This is a genomic window from Streptomyces sp. AHU1 (genome assembly GCF_045343905.1).
Taxonomy (GTDB): Bacteria; Actinomycetota; Actinomycetes; order Streptomycetales; family Streptomycetaceae; genus Streptomyces; species Streptomyces triticiradicis.
In genome coordinates this window covers 1552151-1571219 of sequence record NZ_CP174283.1, presented here as the reverse complement: position 1 = coordinate 1571219, position 19069 = coordinate 1552151, and the positions used below count along the sequence as shown (strand labels likewise).

The following is a 19069-nucleotide window of genomic DNA, read 5'->3' as shown; positions in this document are numbered from 1 at the left end:
CGGAACGAGGAGACCTCAGGGATCAGGGGTCCTGAAAGCGGATCAGGCGTTTGACGGCCGTCCGCAGCCGGCGATCGGCCGCCGAGACGGGAAGCCGTTCCCGCAGGAAGCGCGGGGAGGGGAAGCTCTCGGCTCCGAACCCCGCCTTGAACTCGGCGAGGGAGGACCGCGGGGCGGACTCCCCCATGTCGAACGTCCGGCAGGACGCCTCGCACGCGTCCTCGATCGCCAGCCGGTACAGCAGGGGCACGGCACGGACCGGATGGGCCAGTTCCCGGTCCATGGCGCTGCGCCACATCTTGGCGTGACCGCCGTGGCGCAGGACGATGCACGCCCCGGCGGGCTCACCGGCGCGCCAGGCCATCCAGATCGCGCACCCGTCCCCGAGCCGGGCGGCCACCTCCGCCAGCCGCTTCTCGGGGAACTCCCGTGTCTGGCGCCAGCGGGCCAACGCCAGCGGCTCGTGCTGCTGTTCGGCCCAGCGCACGATCGACTTCCGGTACAGCTGGTAGAAGACGGGGACGAGCCGGCCGGTACGGTCCACCTCGACCTCGACGTCCGAGCGCTCGGCCCGGCGGACCTCCCGCCGCATGCGGCGTCCGAAGCGCCGCTCCCAGACGGCGCCGAAGCCGCCGTCGAGGTCCACCATCTGGGTCATGTGGGGTTCGAGGCGGAAGCCCGTCGCCGCGTCCGCCCACCCGGCCTGGTCCGCCGGCCGCAGCCGCACGGCGACCCGGAGCGCGCGCAGCCGCGCGAGATCGGCGAAGACCGCGCGTGCCTCCGCCGGACTCACGCTCTCCGGGCACACCGGCCCTCCGATGCCCCACTGGGCCGGCCAGGACTCCTCCGCGCCCAGGATCCGCGGGCGGTGCCTTCTGCAGACGAGGGGGAGCACGAGCCGCCGGCCCCGCTCGAACTCGTAGAGGCGGCTCGCGTCCCGGTACGGGCCCGTGGCGCACAGGCAGTCCAGCCAGAGCGGAGTCTGGCTGGGATTGGTGTCCGGGTCCTTGCCCGCCAGCTCCCACCAGACGTCACGGGGGGCCGGCGTGGTGACGCGCGCGAGACCGACCGGGGTGTCGATCAGGATCTCAGCAGGTGCGTTCACGGGCTTCTCCCGCCGGGCGAGGGGGTCCCGCGAGGACGACGCTCGCGGACCGAGGACCCACGTGCCCACGTCCGATGCTAGGCGGGGCACCCGTGCCGGGCATCTCGGTGGGACCGGGCGTCACTCGTCCTTGAAGCCGATGAGGCGCTTCACCGCGCTCCGCAGCAGTTGATCGCCCGCCGTCAGGGGAAGCACTTCCCTGCGGTAGCCGAACGACGGGTAGCCGTGGGCGCCGAGCCGTTCCTTGAAGACGCTGACGGAGGAATCGGGGACGGAGTCGCCGAAGTGGTAGAAGCGGCAACCGGTCGCGCAGGCGTCCTCGATGGCGAGCTTGTGCAGCAGGGTGTTGGCGCGGATCGGATGGGCCAGTTCCTTGACCATGCCGCTCCGCCAGTACTTGGCGTGAGGCCCGTGGCGGAGCACCATCATGGCCGCCACGGGCTGGCCCTGGTACGAGGCCAGCCACACGGCGCAGGACCCGGCGAGCGTCTCGGCGACGGTCTGGAACTTGCGCAGCGGGTCGATCCGGTTCCTGCGCCAGCGGGCGAGCGCCAGCGGCTCGTTCGCCTGTTGTGCCCACCGGGCGACCGAGTGCTGGTAGAGCGCGTAGAAGGCGGGCACCAGACGCCCGGTGCGGTCGACCTCCACGTCGACCCCCGCCTTCTCGCCCTTGCGCACGGCGGTCCTGACCGACCCCTTGAACCGTCCCCACACGTCGTCGAAGCCGCCGTCGAGGTCCAGGACGTACGTGGTGTGGCGCGAGGCGGTGAAACCGGACGGTACCGCCGACAGCCACACGGGGTCCGCGTTCGGCCCGAACCGCACGGACACGCGGTTCGAGGGGAGCCGGGCCAGATCCTCGAAGACGGCGCGCACGTGCTCCGGGTCGGGGGTCCCCGCGGTGACGGGAGCCCCGATGCCCCACTCGGAAGGCCAGGCGTCCTGGGCGATCAGGCGGGCGGGCCAACCGCGCCGGCGGGCCAACGGCACGACGATCCCGCCGGAATCGCCGAATTCGTAAAAACGGCTGGCGTTGTCATAGGAATCGGTCGCGCAAATGCAGTCCAGCCATCCCGGGGTCTGGGTGATCAGGGCCTCGTCGCTCTTGTCGACCAGACTCTGCCAGGTGTCCCGGGGGGCCGGACTCGTTACGTCGAGACGATCCCGGGGCGACGAGGTTCGCGGGCCCGAAAAACGCATGACGCTACTTCCTTACGCGTCGCGAACGGTAGGCGTTTTGAACCTTCCCTGGTCCAAGGGTGCTCTGCCGCTCACCGGGCCGCATCTCGGTCATGGCCCCCGGACGTGCGGTTCCCGGTGGATCCGGCGGACCGGACGGGCCCTCGCGGGCCCGCCCGGAGCCCGCCGCCGCGGTCGCGCCGGGACGGACGGCGGCCTTCGATTTCTCCCTGCGGGCGCCAAAGTGCGGAATGTCGAAATAAAAGGTATTGTCGCCTTGAAATGGTAATGCGAGCGACCTTGATATCGCCAGTCGATAGAGGTACCCGTGAACCAATCCGATGGAACTCAGGCCTCCACGCTCAGGGTGCGCCTCCACCAGCAATTCCCCTCGCTCCGGTCGATGAGCAACGCCCGCCGCAAGCTCGACGACGCGATCGATCTGGTCCGCCTCAAGCTCGACGCGCTGCCCGACGGCATCTACCAGCCGGTCCCGGGCATCCCCGTGCGGAAGGCGAAGCGGTCCCTCGGCACCGGGTCGCGATGGACGGCGATGGAGCCGGTCGTCGAGCGGCTCAAGGTAAAGAGCGCGCTGGACGTGGGCGCGAACGTCGGCTACTTCCCGATCAAGCTCGCCATGCGCGGGATACCCTCCGTCGCGCTGGAGTCCGATCTGAAATGCGTCCGGACGGCGACGACGGCCGTGCGGCGCAACCGGCTGGACAACGTGGCGGTGATGAGCCTCGAGTTCCGCCCCGACACGCTCACCCTCCTGCCCGCGACCGACTGCACCCTCCTGCTGTCCCTCTGGCACCACCTGGTGCGGGGGCTGGGTCTCGACACCGCGACCCAACTGCTCCAAGGGCTCTGGGACCGGACCGGCAAGGTGATGTTCTTCGACAGCGGCGAGGACGAGATGCCCGAGTCGTTCGGACTGCCGCGCATGGTGCCGACACCCGATGTCTGGCTCACGGAGTACCTGTTGAAGAGCTGCGTCGGCGGACGGGTCGAACACCTCGGCCGGCACCGCGCCTTCGACGCCGAAGGACTCCCCACGGACCGGGCGCTCTTCGCCGTGATCCGGGAAGAGCCGTACGAGTAGCGGGAAGAGCCGTACGAGTAGGAGGCGCGGTCCCCTCCGTCGGGGCGGGTCCGTCAAGGCAGACCGCGCTCCTCCCCCTGCCGGCGGACCGCTTCGGGTGCCCGCCCGTGGCCGCCGCGGGCACCCGTGTGCCGTGACGCCCGCAAGACTCGCCGCGAGGTACGTTTATCACGTACACGTACACGTCTGTGCGTATATGCGGTGCGGCCCGAGGACGGATCGCCGGCGGTTTCGCCGCTCGTGCGAAGGGCGCTGGTGTGGAGGACGAGGCGATGACCGAGGAGGAGCGGCCGGCGCGCCGCGCCAGCGACCGCGGGCGCTACGGCCGTCTGAGCCGGGAGCGGGTGCTCGCCAGCGCACTGGAACTGGTCGACCAGGAGGGCCTGTCGGCGCTCAGCATGCGGCGGCTGGGGTCCGAGCTCGGTGTGGAGGCGATGGCGCTCTACCGGTACGCGGCCAGCAAGGACGCCCTCCTCGACGGGCTGGTGGAGGCGCTGTACCTCGAACTGGAGGAAAAGCTGGGGGTCGCGCCCGAGCCCGAGCCCGCCGCCGGGGAGCCGGACTGGCGCGCCCGACTGCACCGGATCGCCCGGGCGATGTACGAGGTGTGCCTCGCCCATCCCCGGGCGGTGCCCCTGCTGGCCACGCGCATGCTGGCGGTCCCGCTGGCGCGACGGCCGGGCGCCGTGCTGCGGGACCACGAGCGGGTGCTCGCCCTGTTGCGGTCGGCGGGATTCGACGAGACCCACACGTCCGCCGTCTTCCGCGCCTTCTCCGCCTGGCTGCTCGGCTACGTGTCCGTCGAACTGCAGCCCATGGTCGACAACCCGGACGAGCCCGACCCCGCTTTCCGGCTCGGGCTGCACCACCTGTCGCCGCGGGAGCTGCCGACGCTCCGGGAGATCGCGCCCTCGCTCGCCGAGCGGGGCGGACCGGAGGGTCTGGCGGCGGGCCTCGACGCGCTGCTCGACCGCTTCACCCGCCCGGACTGATCCGAACGGCCGGGCGCGGGGCGGTGGCCGCTCGCCCGACGCGGCGTGGTGCGGGCCTTCTCCCGGGAGGAGCACTCACCTGGCGATGCGTGCCCGGGCCGTCCTGAGGGGACGTCGGGTCAGTACGGGATGGCCGGATCAGTACGGGATGGGCGTCCCGTCGTCCTCCGGCTGTTCGAGCCAGCGGACCAGGTTGGCCCGGGCGATGCGGGTGTAGGGGTGGTCCGGGCCCAGGACCCGCAGCATGTCGCGCAGGAGTTCCTCGGTGAGGGAGACCGCGCCCGCGCGGTCTCCGGCCTCGCTCCGCCAGCAGGCGAGGTTGCTGCGCGTGGCGAGGGTGCGCGGGTGGTCGGGGCCCAGGACGCGGGAGCGGTCCTTCAGCAGCGCGGCCAGGGAGTCGGCGGCGCCCAGGGCGTCCCCGGCCTCCCCGCGCCAGCGAGCGAGTTCGTGGCGGGTGGTGAGGGTGTCCGGGTGGTCGGGGCCGAGGATCCGCTCCTGGTCCTCGAGGAGTTCCGCGGTCGCCGCCGCGGCGGCCTTGTGGTCGCCCGCACGGCCGCGTACGTGAGCGAGGTGGCTGCGCGCGGTGAGGGTGTGGGGGTGGTCCGGACCCAGGATCCGCAGCATGTCCTCCAGCAGTTCGCCGGTCGCCACGGCGGCGTCGGCCGGGTCGCCCGTCCGGCCGCGCCAGTACTGGAGGTTGCTGCGTGTGGAGAGGGTCAGTTCATGGTCCGGGCCCAGGATCCGCGTCCGGTCCCGGAGCAGGTCGGCCGTCGCCGAGGCGGCCCCTTCGGGATCACCTGCCTCGCCCCGCCACCGGGCGAGGTTGCTGAGCGTGGTGAGGGTGTGGGAGTGATCCCGGCCGAGGACCCGCAGGACGTCCCGGAGCAGACCGGCCGTCTCGTCCGCGGCGCCGGAGGCGTCGCCCGCCTCGCCCCGCCAGCGGGCATGACCGCCCCGCGCGAGCAGGGTGTCGAGGTGGTCCGGGCCGCAGTACCGGCGCAGCTTGCCGACGAGGTCGTCGAAGTAGTCGCGGGCCGCACTGACCTGACCCGTCTTGCCGAGGCTCCGGCCGATGCGGTGCAGCACGGGATGCAGGTGCGGCCGGTACAGGGCGTCCTGCCCGTGCAGCATCAGCGCGGTGGTGTTGGCCCGCAGGGTCTGGGCCAGGCCGGTGTCGCGCTCGATGTCCGGCCATACGGCGGTCAACGCGTCGGCGGCGGCCCGCACCAGCCGCTCGTACTCGGCCGGGGCCAGCGCGTCACGGACCGTGCGCTGGATGAGCTGGTGGACGCGCACGCCTTGAGGGGAGGCACCCGGCGTGTGGTCGATCAGGTTCAGACGGTGGAGCGCCCGCAGGGCTCCGAGGGCCTCCTCGGCGGTGCACTCCCCGTGCTGCTGTCCCCGCCGGTGCCGCCCTCGTACCGAGGTGGACAGGTGATCGAGGGCCGGGCCGCCGGTGAGGACCTCGGTGGGGATGCCGTTCGCGTCGAGCATGGCGGCCAGTTGGAGCATGGGCCGGGCCAGGCCCTCGGGGCGCAGACCGTTGGCGTGGTCGATCGACAGGGCCCAGGCGGCGGCCATGGGGGCGTCCTGGTCGTCGGGCAGGGTCCGCTGTTCGGGCAGGAGTTCGGCGAGGTTGCGGGCTCCGTCGGCGAGGAGGTCGCGATAGGCGGCCGCGTCCAGACCGGCGTCCAGCATGAAGGCCACGCCCTGGGAGAGCGCCAGGGGGAGGTATCCGAGATCCTTCGCGAGGTCCGCGAGGGTGTCCTTGGACTCGTCGCTGCCGTGGTCGGACAGACTGCTGGACAGATAGGCGACGGCCTCCTCCGGTTCGAACAGGCCGACGGTCACCATGCGTCGGCCGCCGCCGCTCAACGCCGCGTCCCGGCGTCGAGTGGTGACGACCGTGCGGCCGTACGGACTGTCCGGGGGCCACAGGTGCCGCAGGTCGCCCGGGTCGGAGACGTCGTCCAGCACGATGAGCCAACGGCAGGGCCGTGCCTGAGCCTTGTGCTCCAGCCAGGCGAGGAAGGTGACGGCGGCCTGCTCCGGGCTGCCGGAATCCGCGCCGAGCAGCTCCGAGGCGGCCTGTGCGTACACGGTGACGACACCGGCCCGGGTGTTGGCGTTGATCCACAGCAGCAGGTCCAGTCGGCCGGACCGCCACGCGTCGCGGACGTACAGGGCGGCGAGCTGGGTCTTGCCGACCCCGGCCGTCCCGGTCAGCACGTGGGTGCCCGTGGTCTGGTCGGCGGCCGACTCCTGGCTCAACGCCGCGACGGCGGTTCGGCGTTGGTAGCAGTCCGCCTCCCGGGGGATGGCCCCGATCTGGTGCGGACGTTCCGTCCGCCGCTGGGGGAAGGCCGGCACACCGCCGTGAGGCACGGCGTGATAGGTGCCGATCGCGATGCCCCCGGCACCGGCCTGCGCGCTCACGCCTCCCGGCCGGTCCCCGAAGATCCCGGACCGCGTGGGGTCAGGGCCGCCGAGTGCCGGTCCCGTCACCCATGGGAGGGATCCCGCGTCGTAGGGAGGCCGATGTGCGCGCCTCCGAACATGTTGTACGCCGCGATCGACTGGTTGTCGGCCCGTACGGTGATGTCCTGTTCCACGACGACCCCCGCACCGTCCGCCCGTGCGCGGGGGACCGCGTACGGGGCGAGCAGGCGCCACAACTCCGCCGCCGCCCGCTCCTGTTCGTCACTCTCCAGCCCTTCGAGCACGGCGGCGATACGATCCCGCCACAAGGACTCCTGATCGGCCCTCACCCGTGCCGACCCGTCCGCCGCCCGCAGTTCGCCCGCGGTTCCGTTCAGCCGCTCCAGCTCGTCTTCCGCCAGCCCGGCGTGTCCTCGCCCGAACCACTGGGCCACCCGCCTGCTCAGCTGGTCCCACGCATCCGTCCCGGCGGCCTGCACCACCGCGGTACCGCCGGAAGCGGCTAACCCCACCAAGACCTCGGGAAGCATGCGTCCGCCCTTCCACACCCTTTTCGTACCATCAGCTGAATGCAGACCGTACCGGTCCGGACAGAGGGGAATCGGGGGTTTCGGAGAAGAGGCGCCGTCCATCCAAGAGGACGGGGAACGCCCGCACTTCGGCGTCCGGGCCGGGTGACGACCTTGTGCCCGCCGCCACCTTCTCCGGGCGTGGCTCTCCCCCGGGGAGGTGACCGTCAGACCGGTTCGGCGGCGGTCGCGCTCTGCTCCTCGGACGGCCGAAGGGCCGGCGGGGCGGTGGTCGTGGTCCGCAGCGCCCGGGAGCGGAGCGCGGCGGTCCCGGTCACCGCCATCGCCGCCGCGCAGGCCAGGATCGCGGTGGCCGGGCCGGCCAGCCGCGCCACGTTGCCGAGGACGTTGTTCATCGCCAGCAGGGACACGCTCTGCACCAGGGTGAGCAGGGCCTGCGTCCTGGAGAGGTGCGAGTGGGGCGCGCTCGTCAGCACGAGCGGTCCGATGTGCGAGGCGAACAGTCCCGACCCCATGCCGATCAGGACGGCCGACGGAACGGCGGCGGCCGGCGCCGAGCCGAGCACGCCCAGCCCCACGGCCGCGACCAGCACGCCCGCACCGGCGGTCGGACCGGGGCGGTTGCCGGCGCCACGGACCATCACCGTGAAGGTGACCCCCAGGAGCCCCAGACTCTGCGCGCCGAAGAGCAGGCCCGTCCATCCGGCGCTCCAGTGCTCCTCGCGGGCCATCAGGGGGAGCAGCAGCGGGACGACCGGGAGGAGGAAGCCCGCGACACCGCCCGTGACGAGCAGCGCGGCCCGCAGCACGGGATCCTTCACGCCGGTGCCGACCCCGTCCAGGGCGTCGCGCACGAAGCCGGTGCCCTTGGCCGGCGGTGTGTCGAAGACCGGGCGGACGACGGTCAGGACGATCAGGACGACCGCGAAGGTCGCCGCGTCCAGCAGGGCCGTCCCGGTGAGCCCCACCGTGGCGACCAGCGCACCGCCCAGCGGGCCGGCGACGAAGGTCACCAGCTGGGTGCCGCCCTGTCGCATGGCCAGGGCCCGGGGGAGCGCCTCCTTCCCCACCAGCCGCAGGGGCATGGAGCCGGAGGCCGGAAGGTAGAAGGCGTCCATCACGCCGACCAGCGCGCCGGTGACCAGCAGCAGCCAGACGGCCGGGCCGGCGTGGTGGGAGACGACAGCCAGCAGGAGCGTGCCGGCCAGCATCACCGCGTCTCCCGCGATCATCACCCGCCGGGCCCCGAACCGGTCGCCCACGGTGCCGCCGACGATCAGGAGCAGGACCCGGGGGAGGTTGACCGCGGTGAGGACGAGACCCGCCACGGCGCCGCCATGCGTGGCCGCCGCCCAGCCGAGGGCGAAATAGAGAACGGCGTCACCCAGGCCGGAGGCGAGCGCCCCCGCGAGCCAGAGGTGGTACACCCGGGGTAACGGGCCCTTGACCCGGTCTTGTCTTCCGGTCATGGGCTGGACCCTACAGCCGGACTTCCCGCCCATGAGGGTGGGCAGTGGCCGGCGTCGTCGCCGCCTACCGCCCGCTCCTCGAATCGCGGCCGTGCGGCACCCTCGCCCGATAGTTGACCAAAAACCACTGGCGACCGGCACGTCGTGCTGCTGTTTTATGAACGGAGTGTTGCCGGACGGCCCGAAACTTGGCCGGAATGGTGTGGCGGGGGTGTTCGCGTGCGGACGGACGTGGTCCGCCCGTCGGCCCCGCAAGTCGTCAAGCGGGCCCTGTGAATGCGGGCGATCGCCAGGTCAGACGGGGTGGCGAGGATCGATGATGACTGTGTGTGATCCTGTTGACATCCTTTGAGAACGCTTGCGATTGTTCTGCCCGCCGCGTCGCCGAACGAGCAGTCGGCGCGGGACGGGGGAGGGAAAGTGGACGCAGTGCGTGCGGGCGGGCCGGACGAGGGCTGTCCGGGGAACGCGGACGAGGACTGTACGGGGAGCAGGGACGACGTCCCCGCTCTCGTAATCGTCGGCGCCAACCCGACCGTGGCGAGGGCGGCGGCGTCCTTACCCGGCGAGCTGATCCACGTCCAGCTGCCCGGCGCCCCCGCCCTCGACCCGGGAACCCGGGTCCTGACGGCCGACTTCCGGGACCTGCCCGCCTTCCTGGCCTTCACCGACGAGGTGCTGCGCCCCCTGCGGCCCACCGCCGTCGTCTCGCTCACCGAGTTCGGCCTGGAACCGGCCGCACTGGCCGCCCGCCGACTCGGCGTCACCGGCGTCGATCCGGCCGTCGTCCGCGCCACCCGCGACAAACTCGCCATGCGGCGGATCCTGGAGCGCCGGGCACCGCATCTGAACCCGGCCTTCGCGGCGGGTGACGACGCCGAGGCGGTGGACCGGCTGTTCGCCGCCCACGGGCGGGTCGTCGCCAAGCCGGTCGACGGGGTCGGCAGCGCCTCCGTCGCCCTGGTGGAAGGCGTCGACGCGCTCCCGGCGGACCGCCGTACGGCCGCCACCTTGCTGGAACAGTTCGCCGAGGGGCGGGAGTTCAGTGTCGAGGCCCTCTCGGAGGGCGGACGGCACACCGTCATCGGCATCGCCGAGAAGGGCACCGCGGACGGCTTCGTCGAGGTCAGCCACATGATGCCGCCGCCCTCCCTGGACCCGCACCGCCAGGAGCTGGTCGCCCGGGCGGTCGGCGAACTGCTCGACGTCCTCGGGCTCACCGACGGCCCCAGCCACACCGAGATCATGGTCGACGGCGACAAGGTCGTCGTGATCGAGACCCACACCCGGCTCGGCGGCGACGGCATCGCGGACCTGGTCCGGCTCACCACCGGAGTCGAGTGGCGGCGCGCCGCCCTCGGCTGGGCGATCGGCGCGGAGGTCCACCGGGGCCCCGCCACCGCGGCCGCGGCCGCCACCGTCTTCCTCACCGCCCCGCCCGGGCGCGTGACGGCCGTCGCGCCGCCGCCGGCCCTCGCCCACGGGCGGATCCACGCCTGGGACCTCTCCGTCCGGCCCGGCGACACGGCCCGCCCGCTGCGTTCCTCCGCCGACCGGCTCGGCATGGCCGTCCTGACCGCGGCCGGCACCGAAGCCTGCGCGGCGGCCGTCGCGGAACTCACCGCCCGGCCGGTGGTCACCACCGCGCCCGAGCCGCAGCTCTGACACGGAGCCGCGCCGCGGCTCCGTGTCCTCTGGTCAATTCCCGCTCCGTCCCACCTTCTTGCCTCGTTCCTGAAGGCACCACCGCACCGGGGGTCACATGTCCGTCCAGAATGCGCCGATTTCCTACGATTTCCATGGCGATGTACCGTTCTCCACGCCCTTCAAGGACATCGAGCCCGACGACATCCACATCTACCTCGACCTCGACACCAAGGTCGGCAGGAACACCTGCGGCCAGAAGTGCGCGCACTGCTGGTTCGTCAACTACGAGAAGGTCTACGACAAGTCCTTCGCCATGGAGGAGGGCCCCCGGATCCTGGAGGGCCTGCAGTCGCACGGGTACCACGTCTACCCCCGCTACGTGGACAGCTTCGCCTACGACGGCGAGTTCATGAACCTCTACGGACCGGCCAACAACCGTGAGTTCCGGCAGGAGCTGGACCACACGCCGACCGCGACGATGGAGAAGGGCGACGCCTGGACCAGCGGCCGCCCCCTGCTCGCCGACAACTGGCGGGAGCTCCTCGACCGGGCGGTGGAGAACGGCTACGGCACCATCTCCATCACCTACCACGGCGTGATCGACGAGAACCTCGAGGTCACCGATCACAAGACGTACCCGATCAAGGGTGTCTTCTCCGGCGCGGACACGGAGGAGGTGCTGCGCCGCATCGAGGCGTACAACGAGGGCGTCGCCCCCGAGGACGCCTTCCGCGTCAACATCGGCGTCACCGTCGGCCGTCACAACCACGGCCGTACCTCACTGGAGCGCTACGCCCACTACTTCAACAAGCTGGGCGTGGCCACCGTCCGGTTCAACAACTTCACCGACCACGGCAACCGCCACCCCGAACTGCGCCTGAGCCGAGAGGAGGTCGAGCAGGCGTACCGCGACTTCAAGTGGCTCCACGAGACCGTCCCGCTCGGCTTCCAGCTCGGCGTCAGCGAGGACTTCGGCACGTTCGGCATCAAGGCCATGGGCTTCCCCGGCCACGTCGGCTGGTGCCGGGCCGGCCGACAGCTCTTCGCCGCCATTCCCGCGCAGGAGGAAGTCCTCTCCGAGAGCCCCGAGGGCCGCCGCGAGAAGATCGGCGACATCGTCGGCTGCGTCAACACCTTCGAGCCGCACCTCGGCATCCTGACCCGCACCGTCGCCACCGGCGGTACCACGTACGACGTGGAGTTCGACCACGACGAGATCGAGGCGTTCACCGCCAAGCGGATGTCCGGCACGTACAAGGACGGCTGCTTCGCCACCGAGCTGTCCGAGGAACTCGGCCTGATCTCCCGGGTCCCGGAGCGGCGCCGGCTGCCGCTCCTCACCGACTCCGCGTCCTGAACCGAGAGAAAGACCCCGCGATGCGCCACATCCTCGTCTTCGCCAAGACGCCCCACGCCAAGACCCCGTACGACCGGTGGCTGGCCGGCTCGGGGATCGTCCCGGTCGTCGTGACCGCGTCCGAGTACGCGGAGGGCTACTCCCATCTCCAGCACGTGCACGCCTTCGACGGGTACGACACCAACCAGCTGGTCGAGAAGACCGCGCTGCGGCTGGCCCGCGAGTTCGCGGTCGAGGCGGTCTTCGCCCGGGCCGAGGCCGATGTCGTACGCGCCGCGCGGTTGCGGGAGCTGCTCGGACTGCCGGGCCAGCACACCGCGAGCGCGCTGGCCTTCCGCGACAAGGTCGTGATGAAGGACCATCTCGCGGGCGGCCCCGTCGACGTGCCGGCCTACCGCCTGCTCGAATCGGCCTACACCGCCCTCGACTTCGTCGCCGAGCACGGCTACCCGGTCGTGATCAAACCGGTGTCCGAGTCGGGCTCGCTCGGCGCGGCGGTCATCCGCGACGAGGCGGAGCTGGACGCCTACCTGGCCAGTCCGTGGCAGGGGACCAGCGAGATCGAGGTGTTCGTACCCGGGCAGATGTACCACGTGGACGGGCTGGTGGCCGGCGGGGAGGTCGTCTTCGTCCACCCCTTCCGCTACCTCAACGACTGCCTGTCGTTCCGGAGCAACGACTGGGTGGCCAACCTGCCGCTCACCCGGCAGGACCCGCTGTACGACCGGCTGGTCAAGGCGGCGCGGGCGGTGCTGGCCGAGCTGCCGACGCCGCCGCAGACCGCCTTCCACGCCGAGTTCTGGATCACCCCGGACGACCGGCTGGTCTTCTGCGAGATCGCCAGCCGTACCGGCGGGGGCATGATCAGCGCGATGGTCCGGCACGCCTTCGGGATCGACCTGGACAAGGAGTGGCTGTACGCCGAGTGCGGTCTGCCGTCGACGGTGGACACCTCCCGGTACCGGCCCGCCGGGGCCCTGTGCATCCCGCCGCGGAACGGAGTGCTGGAGCAACTGCCCACGGCGGCCGAGCAGCCCGGGTGCGTCCGCGAGGAGATGTTCACCGGGGCGGTCGGCCAGGAGTTCCACGGCGGGGTGAAGTCCGGTCTGTTCCTGGCCGGTTATGTGGTCGACGGGGACAGCGAGGAGGATGTGGCCGCCAATCTCGAACGCGTGGCGGGCTGGTTCTCCGACAACTCCCGGTGGCGGCCCGCCCATTCCTCCGGAGGTATCGCATGAGCGCCACGACTCCCGCTGGAACCGACGCCGTCGGCCTGCCCGGCCCGCTCGTCGGAGCGGACTGGGTGGCCGGACGGCTCGGGAAGGAGGGCCTGGTCCTCTTCGACGCCTCCGTCGGCGCCCGCCGGGGCGGCGCCCCGCACATCCCCGGAACCCGCCCCTTCGACCTCGACGGGGACCTCTCCGACCACACCTCCGCGGTGCCGCACACCATGCCCGGCACCCGGGAGTTCACCGAGGCGCTGCGCGCACTCGGCGTGCACGACACCGACACGTTCGTCGTCTACGACGCCCAGGGCGTCTACTCCAGCGCCCGCGCCTGGTGGATGCTGCGGGCCATGGGCTTCGACCGGGCCGCCGTCCTCGACGGCGGACTGCCCGCCTGGACCGCGGCCGGTCACCCGGTCGACGACGGGCCCGCCGCGTACGACGGCCCGCGCGGCACGTTCACCGCCCGGCCCCGGTCCGGCCTGATCGTGGACGCCGACACCGTCGCCGCCGCCCTCGCCGAACCGCGTGCCGCCGTACTCGACGCACGGACCCGGGAGCGCTACGCGGGCACCGCCCCGGAGCCCCGCCCGGGCCTGCGCGGCGGCCACATGCCGGGCTCCGTCAGCCTGCCCTTCGGCGAACTCCAGCACGACGGCGGGCGGATGCGTCCGGCGGACGAGCTGCGTACGGCACTGAAGGAGGCGGCCGGGGACCGGGAGCAGCTGTACTTCAGCTGCGGCTCCGGGGTCACCGCCTGCGTCCTCGCGCTCGGCGCCACCCTGGCCGGATACGACCGGCTCGCCGTGTACGACGGCTCCTGGAGCGAGTGGGGCCTGCCCTCCGGGCGCCCGGTGGTCACCGGCGCCGACGAGGGCGACTCGTCGTGAGCGGGGGGCGCGCCGACGGCGGACTCGCCGCGAAGTACCGGACGTTCACCGGTCTGCCGTCCGCGCTCAAGGCCCTGATCGTCCTGTCGTTCGTCGTCGCGCTGGGCAGTTACATGGTCACCCCGTTCATCGGGGTGCTCATGGTCGAGACCGTCCACCTGGACGTCCGGGTGGCCGGGGTGCTGGTGGCGGTGGCCACCTTCATCCAGTTCGGCGGCAGCATCCTGGGCGGCGCGGTCGTGGACCGGCTCGGACTCAAGCGGACCATGGTGTTCGCGCTCACCCTGCGCACGGCCGGACTGGTGGCGCTCGGGGCGGCCGTCGAGGTGTCCTGGGCGGCGTACCCGGCCGTCGTCCTCGTGGCGGCCGGGCCGGCGCTGTACCTCCCGGCGAACAAGGCGTACATCGTCACCAGCGTCTCCGACGAACTGCGCCCGCTGTTCCTCGGGGTGAGCAGCGCCGCGCTCAACGCCGGTATGGGCCTCGGTCCGTTGCTGGCCGCGCTGTTGGTCGACGCCGAACCGATGGCGCTGCTCGTCGGCCTCGCCGGACTCTTCGCGCTGATCACCGCGGCCCACCAGGTCACCCTGAAGCAGACCGGGCGCCGGCCGGCCGCGGCGCCGGAGACGGCGGGACAGGAGGAGCCCACCGGGAAGTGGACGGCACTGCGGGGAGCGCTGCGGCCGGTCCTGTTCACCGCCCTCGCCTACTACCTGTACTTCTTCTTCCAGAGCTTCATGGGTCTGTACGCGGCCGGGGTGTCGAACATCCGGGCGCTGGGCTGGGTGATGCTGCTCAACTGCGCCATGGTGGTGGTGCTCCAGCCGGTGCTCGCCGACCGTATCGCGCGGGCCGACCACCGCCTGCTGATGACCGGCTCGTTCACCGTGATGGGGGCCGGCACGGCGGTCATGTCCCTCGACGGCACCCCGGCCCTGCTGGCCGGCACCGCGCTGTTCACCATGGGCGAGATCTTCCTCTTCCTCCGCTGCGACCTGGAACTCGTCCGACTCCTGCCGCGCAACGCCGCGTTCGCCTTCGGTGTGCAGCGGCTCACGGGCGGTGTCGGCGGACTCCTCGCCGGTGTCGTCGGCGGATTCGTCTTCGCCCACTACCGGTCCGGCGGCCGACCGGGCATGTTCTGGCTGGTGGTGGCGGCCCAGTGCGCGATCGCGGCGCTGCTCGCCCTGGCGCTGGGCCGCCACCGGCAGCCCGCGGTGCCCGAACCCGCGGTTCCCGAAGTGGCGGTGGGCCGGTGAAGGAGCCCCTCGACTCGCCGGAGACACGGTACGTGCACGCCGGTTCGGACCCGCACCGGCAGGGCGGCTACGTCAACCCGCCCGTGTACCACGCCTCCACGGTCCTCTACCGGGACGTGGCCGAGATGGACGCCTCCCAGGCCGATCCGCTCAAGCGGGGCGGCCCGGTCTACGGCCGTTTCGGCACGCCCACCAGCCGCGCCTTCGAGGAGGCGCTGACCGAACTGGAGGGCGGCCACGCCGCGGTGGTGACCTGCTCCGGCCTCTCGGCGATCACCACGACGATCCTCGCGTACGTCCGGGCCGGCGATCACATCCTCGTCAGCGACTCGGTGTATCTGCCGACCCGGAAGTTCTGCGACTCGCTCGCCGCGCTGGGAGTGGAGACCGAGTACTACGCTCCGACCGCGGACGGCGCTGCCATCGCCCGGCTGATCCGCCCGCGAACGCGGCTGCTGTACCTGGAGTCCCCGGGCTCCACCACCTTCGAGGTGCAGGACGTCCCGGCGCTCGCCGCCGTCTGCCGGGCCCACGGGGTGGCCACCGTCGCCGACAACACCTGGGCCACCCCCGTGTTCCACCGCCCGCTGGCACTGGGCGTGGACGTGGTGGTGCACTCCGCGACCAAGTACCTGACGGGGCACGCGGACAGCATCCTCGGGGCGGCCGTCTGCACCGAGGAGAGCTACCCGCTCGTCCGGGGCGCGGCGATGCGGCTCGGCCAGTGCGCGAGCGCCGACGACGCCTATCTGGGCCTGCGCGGACTGCGCACCCTCGGCGTGCGGCTGGCCCGCCACCAGGAACAAGGCCTGGAACTGGCCCGCTGGATCGCGGGACGGGAAGGTGTGGCGGCGGTCCTGCACCCCGGGCTGCCCGGGGACCCCGGCCACGATCTGTGGCGCCGCGACTTCACCGGCGCGGCCGGCCTGTTCGGGGTGGAGCTCGATCCGGTCCTCGGCAAACCGGACGTCGACGCGATGCTGGACGCCCTGCGCCTCTTCGGGCTCGGTCACAGCTACGGCGGCTACGAGAGCCTGGTCGTCCCCGCCGACCCCGTCTCCCGGCGCCTGCCCGGGACCTGGGCGGGCCGGGGACCCCTGATCCGGGTGCACGTCGGCTTCGAGGCCCTGGCCGACCTGAAGCAGGACCTGAGGGCGGGCTTCGAGGTCCTGCTCCGCGGACGCGTTCCGCGCCGCGTCGGCTAGGCGACCCGGAAGACCATGAGGCGCCGGCCCCCGCCGCGTGAGCGGCGGGGGCCGACGCCTCCGACGGGCTCAGGCTAGGTCGAACCGGTCGAGGTTCATCACCTTGTCCCACGCCGCCACGAAGTCGCGTACGAACTTCTCTCCCGCGTCCCGGGACGCGTAGACCTCCGAGACTGCCCGGAGCTGGGAGTCCGCACCGAAGATCAGGTCGACGGCGGTGGCGGTCCACCTGGCCTCGCCGGTGGCGCGGTCCCGGCCTTCGAACACGTTCTCGTCCGTGGCCGACGCCTTCCACTCCGTGCCCATGTCGAGCAGGTTCACGAAGAAGTCGTTGGTCAGGGCTCCCGGCCGGTGGGTGAAGACACCGTGGGGAGACCCCTTGAAACCGGCGTCCAGGGCCCGCATGCCGCCGATCAGCACCGTCATCTCGGGAGCGGTCAGCGTCAGCAGGTTGGCGCGGTCCAGCATGAGGGTCTCCGGCGACAGCTTCTCGCCCGCCGGAAGGTAGTTGCGGAAGGCGTCCGCCGTGGGCTCCAGCACGGCGAACGAGGCCGCGTCGGTCTGCTCCTGCGAGGCGTCCGTACGCCCCGGCGCGAACGGAACCGTGACGTCGTGCCCGGCGTTCCGCGCGGCCTGCTCGACGGCCGCGCACCCGCCGAGGACGATCAGGTCGGCGAGGGAGACCCGCGTTCCGTCCGTCCGGGACCGGTTGAAGTCCTGCTGGATCCCCTCGAGCGCGCGCAGCGTCTCGGTCACCTCGGGGACGTCGTTGAGTTCCCAGTCCTTCTGCGGCGCGAGCCGGAGGCGCGCTCCGTTCGCCCCGCCGCGCTTGTCGGTGCCGCGGAAGCTCGCCGCGGACGCCCAGGCGGTGGTGACCAGCTGGGAGGAGGAAAGGCCCGAGGCGAGGATCCTGGCCTTGAGGGCGGCGACGTCCTCGTCCCCGACCAGTTCGTGGTCGACGTCGGGAACGGGGTCCTGCCACAGCTGCGGCTCGGGGATCCACGGGCCGAGGTAGCGCGAGAGGGGTCCCATGTCGCGGTGCAGCAGTTTGTACCACGCCTTGGCGAACGCCTCGGCGACGAGGTCCGGGTTCTCGTGGAACCTCTTCGTGATCGGGCCGTAGACCGGGTCCACCTTCAGCGCCAGGTCCGTCGTCAGCATCATGGGGGCGTGCCGCTTCGACGGATCATGGGCGTCGGGCACGGTGTCCCTGGCCGCGGGATCCGTGGGAGTCCACTGGTGGGCGCCGGCCGGGCTGCTCGTCAGCTCCCACTCGTACCCGTAGAGATTGTCCAGGTAGCCGTTGTCCCACCTGGTCGGATCGTTGGTCCAGGCACCCTCCAGACCGCTGGTGAGCGTATGGGGACCCGCGCCGCTGTCGTATGTGTTCCGCCAGCCGAGGCCCTGCTGCTCGATCGGGGCCGCCTCGGGCTCCGGACCGACATGACTGGCGTCGACCGCGCCGTGGCATTTGCCGAAGGTGTGGCCGCCCACGATGAGCGCGACCGTCTCCTCGTCGTTCATCGCCATGCGCCCGAACGTCTCCCGGATGTCCTGGGCGGCGGCCAGCGGATCCGGATTTCCGTTGGGCCCCTCCGGATTGACGTAGATGAGTCCCATCTGCACGGCGCCGAAAGGACCGGTGAGTTCCCTGTCGCCGCTGTAGCGCTCGTCTCCGAGCCATGTGTCCTCGGGCCCCCAGAAGATCTCCTCGGGTTCCCAGATGTCCTCTCGTCCGAAACCGAACCCGAACGTCTTGAATCCCATGGATTCCATCGCGCAATTTCCGGCGAAGACCAGAAGGTCGGCCCAGGAGACCGCCCGGCCGTACTTCTGTTTGACCGGCCACAGCAGACGGCGCGCCTTGTCCAGGCTCGCGTTGTCCGGCCAGCTGTTGAGGGGGGCGAAGCGCTGCGCGCCGCTGCCGCCGCCACCGCGGCCGTCCGCGATGCGGTACGTTCCCGCGGCGTGCCAGCTCATCCGGATGAAGAGCGGCCCGTAGTGACCGTAGTCGGCGGGCCACCAGTCCTGGGATGCCGTCATCACCTCGAAGACGTCACGCTTCAGCGCGTCGACGTCGAGGGCCGCGAACTCCTTCGCGTAGTCGAAGTCCTCGCCCATCGGGTTCGACCGGGGCGAGTGCTGCCGGAGAACCTGAAGGTCCAGCTGATCGGGCCACCAGTCCCGGTTCGTCCGGGGCCGCCGGGTCGGTGTGGGCGTCGGTGAAGGGATTGCCGGATTCTCGCTTTCACTGCCGGACATGCCCGTCCCTCTTTCTGTCTCGGTGTTCCTTCTGTCGGCGGCCGCTCCTGACGCCCTCGGCTTTCCGGTGTCGAGAACGGCGATTCGCACGATCGGCACGCCATGACGTCCACCGGCCGGAGAACGTGCCGTGTCCGCATTCTTATGGTCGCGCACCGCGTGCCACACCTCTATGAAACACGCAGGGAGCCCCGTGTGGCATACGTGAGAGGAGGGGCGGCTTTTCCGCTCCCGTGCAGAATTCCGGGGCGAGCCGAATCGGATACGGCAGCCCGGGTTCGGACGTGCCGGACGAGCCCTGTTTTCCGAAGCCCCGGGCCAGGCGGTGAACAACTCCCTGCTTCCGCGTGGCGACTCATTGTCACAGGACTGTCCTGGCGGGCACCTCGGCCGGTTCCCCGGCCAGA

At 71.7% G+C, this 19069-nt stretch carries 14 protein-coding genes; 8 read left to right on the top strand and 6 right to left on the bottom strand.

Translation table 11 applies throughout. The features are described 5' to 3' along the window. Positions 1–22 precede the first annotated feature (22 nt). Positions 23–1105 carry a GNAT family N-acetyltransferase gene (locus ACICHK_RS07155; protein WP_406836258.1) on the bottom strand — a complete coding sequence of 361 codons (1083 nt, stop codon included), beginning with the start codon at positions 1103–1105 and terminating at the stop codon, positions 23–25. Between the two features lie 120 nt (positions 1106–1225). Then, positions 1226–2305 (bottom strand): lipid II:glycine glycyltransferase FemX, encoded by a 1080-nt coding sequence (locus ACICHK_RS07150; protein ID WP_406836257.1) that lies wholly within the window; start codon positions 2303–2305, stop codon positions 1226–1228. A 307-nt stretch (positions 2306–2612) separates the two neighbouring features. Here ACICHK_RS07150 and ACICHK_RS07145 point away from each other — a divergent pair, with 307 nt between their 5' ends. Continuing rightward, positions 2613–3386 (top strand): hypothetical protein, encoded by a 774-nt coding sequence (locus ACICHK_RS07145; RefSeq protein ID WP_406836256.1) that lies wholly within the window; start codon positions 2613–2615, stop codon positions 3384–3386. Between the two features lie 272 nt (positions 3387–3658). Next, positions 3659–4378, top strand: coding sequence for a TetR/AcrR family transcriptional regulator (locus ACICHK_RS07140; protein ID WP_406836255.1), 720 nt, complete (start codon positions 3659–3661; stop codon positions 4376–4378). A gap of 138 nt (positions 4379–4516) precedes the next feature. Here the strand turns inward: ACICHK_RS07140 and ACICHK_RS07135 are convergent, their stop codons facing one another. From ACICHK_RS07135 to ACICHK_RS07125, 3 genes are all read right to left on the bottom strand, one after another. After that, complete coding sequence (locus tag ACICHK_RS07135) at positions 4517–6814, bottom strand: tetratricopeptide repeat protein (protein WP_406836254.1); 2298 nt, start codon at positions 6812–6814, stop codon at positions 4517–4519. Positions 6815–6879: 65 nt separating this feature from the next. Then, complete coding sequence (locus ACICHK_RS07130) at positions 6880–7347, bottom strand: hypothetical protein (RefSeq protein ID WP_406836253.1); 468 nt, start codon at positions 7345–7347, stop codon at positions 6880–6882. A 206-nt stretch (positions 7348–7553) separates the two neighbouring features. Then, positions 7554–8816 (bottom strand): MFS transporter, encoded by a 1263-nt coding sequence (locus tag ACICHK_RS07125; protein ID WP_406836252.1) that lies wholly within the window; start codon positions 8814–8816, stop codon positions 7554–7556. 420 nt (positions 8817–9236) lie between these two features. On the opposite strand from ACICHK_RS07125, the gene ACICHK_RS07120 reads away from it, so the two are divergent. The 6 genes from ACICHK_RS07120 (at position 9237) to metC (ending at position 16400) form a co-directional block, all read left to right on the top strand. After that, positions 9237–10481, top strand: coding sequence for an ATP-grasp domain-containing protein (locus ACICHK_RS07120; RefSeq protein ID WP_406836251.1), 1245 nt, complete (start codon positions 9237–9239; stop codon positions 10479–10481). 97 nt (positions 10482–10578) lie between these two features. After that, entirely contained in the window at positions 10579–11820 is a 1242-nt protein-coding gene (locus ACICHK_RS07115; protein ID WP_406836250.1) for a radical SAM protein, read from the top strand. 20 nt (positions 11821–11840) lie between these two features. Continuing rightward, entirely contained in the window at positions 11841–13058 is a 1218-nt protein-coding gene (locus ACICHK_RS07110) for an acetyl-CoA carboxylase biotin carboxylase subunit family protein (RefSeq protein WP_406836249.1), read from the top strand. After that, entirely contained in the window at positions 13055–13936 is an 882-nt protein-coding gene (locus ACICHK_RS07105; protein WP_406836248.1) for a sulfurtransferase, read from the top strand. The genes ACICHK_RS07110 and ACICHK_RS07105 overlap by 4 nt, the downstream gene beginning before the upstream one ends. Then, a complete protein-coding gene (locus tag ACICHK_RS07100; protein WP_406836247.1) occupies positions 13933–15195 on the top strand; it encodes an MFS transporter in 1263 nt (420 codons plus the stop codon). The genes ACICHK_RS07105 and ACICHK_RS07100 overlap by 4 nt, the downstream gene beginning before the upstream one ends. Continuing rightward, a complete protein-coding gene (metC, locus tag ACICHK_RS07095; RefSeq protein WP_406836246.1) occupies positions 15192–16400 on the top strand; it encodes a cystathionine beta-lyase in 1209 nt (402 codons plus the stop codon). The genes ACICHK_RS07100 and metC overlap by 4 nt, the downstream gene beginning before the upstream one ends. A gap of 69 nt (positions 16401–16469) precedes the next feature. On the opposite strand, the gene katG is transcribed toward metC, so the two are convergent. After that, positions 16470–18662, bottom strand: coding sequence for a catalase/peroxidase HPI (gene katG, locus ACICHK_RS07090; protein WP_406836245.1), 2193 nt, complete (start codon positions 18660–18662; stop codon positions 16470–16472). Positions 18663–19069 lie beyond the last annotated feature (407 nt).

Bases quoted from the DNA above. Each gene is read 5' to 3' on its own strand.
- ACICHK_RS07150 (WP_406836257.1), bottom strand. From the start codon at position 2,305: ATGCGTTTTTCGGGCCCGCGAACCTCGTCGCCCCGGGATCGTCTCGAC.
- ACICHK_RS07105 (WP_406836248.1), top strand. From the start codon at position 13,055: ATGAGCGCCACGACTCCCGCTGGAACCGACGCCGTCGGCCTGCCCGGC.
- ACICHK_RS07110 (WP_406836249.1), top strand. From the start codon at position 11,841: ATGCGCCACATCCTCGTCTTCGCCAAGACGCCCCACGCCAAGACCCCG.
- ACICHK_RS07125 (WP_406836252.1), bottom strand. From the start codon at position 8,816: ATGACCGGAAGACAAGACCGGGTCAAGGGCCCGTTACCCCGGGTGTAC.
- katG (WP_406836245.1), bottom strand. From the start codon at position 18,662: ATGTCCGGCAGTGAAAGCGAGAATCCGGCAATCCCTTCACCGACGCCC.
- ACICHK_RS07115 (WP_406836250.1), top strand. From the start codon at position 10,579: ATGTCCGTCCAGAATGCGCCGATTTCCTACGATTTCCATGGCGATGTA.
- ACICHK_RS07130 (WP_406836253.1), bottom strand. From the start codon at position 7,347: ATGCTTCCCGAGGTCTTGGTGGGGTTAGCCGCTTCCGGCGGTACCGCG.
- ACICHK_RS07140 (WP_406836255.1), top strand. From the start codon at position 3,659: ATGACCGAGGAGGAGCGGCCGGCGCGCCGCGCCAGCGACCGCGGGCGC.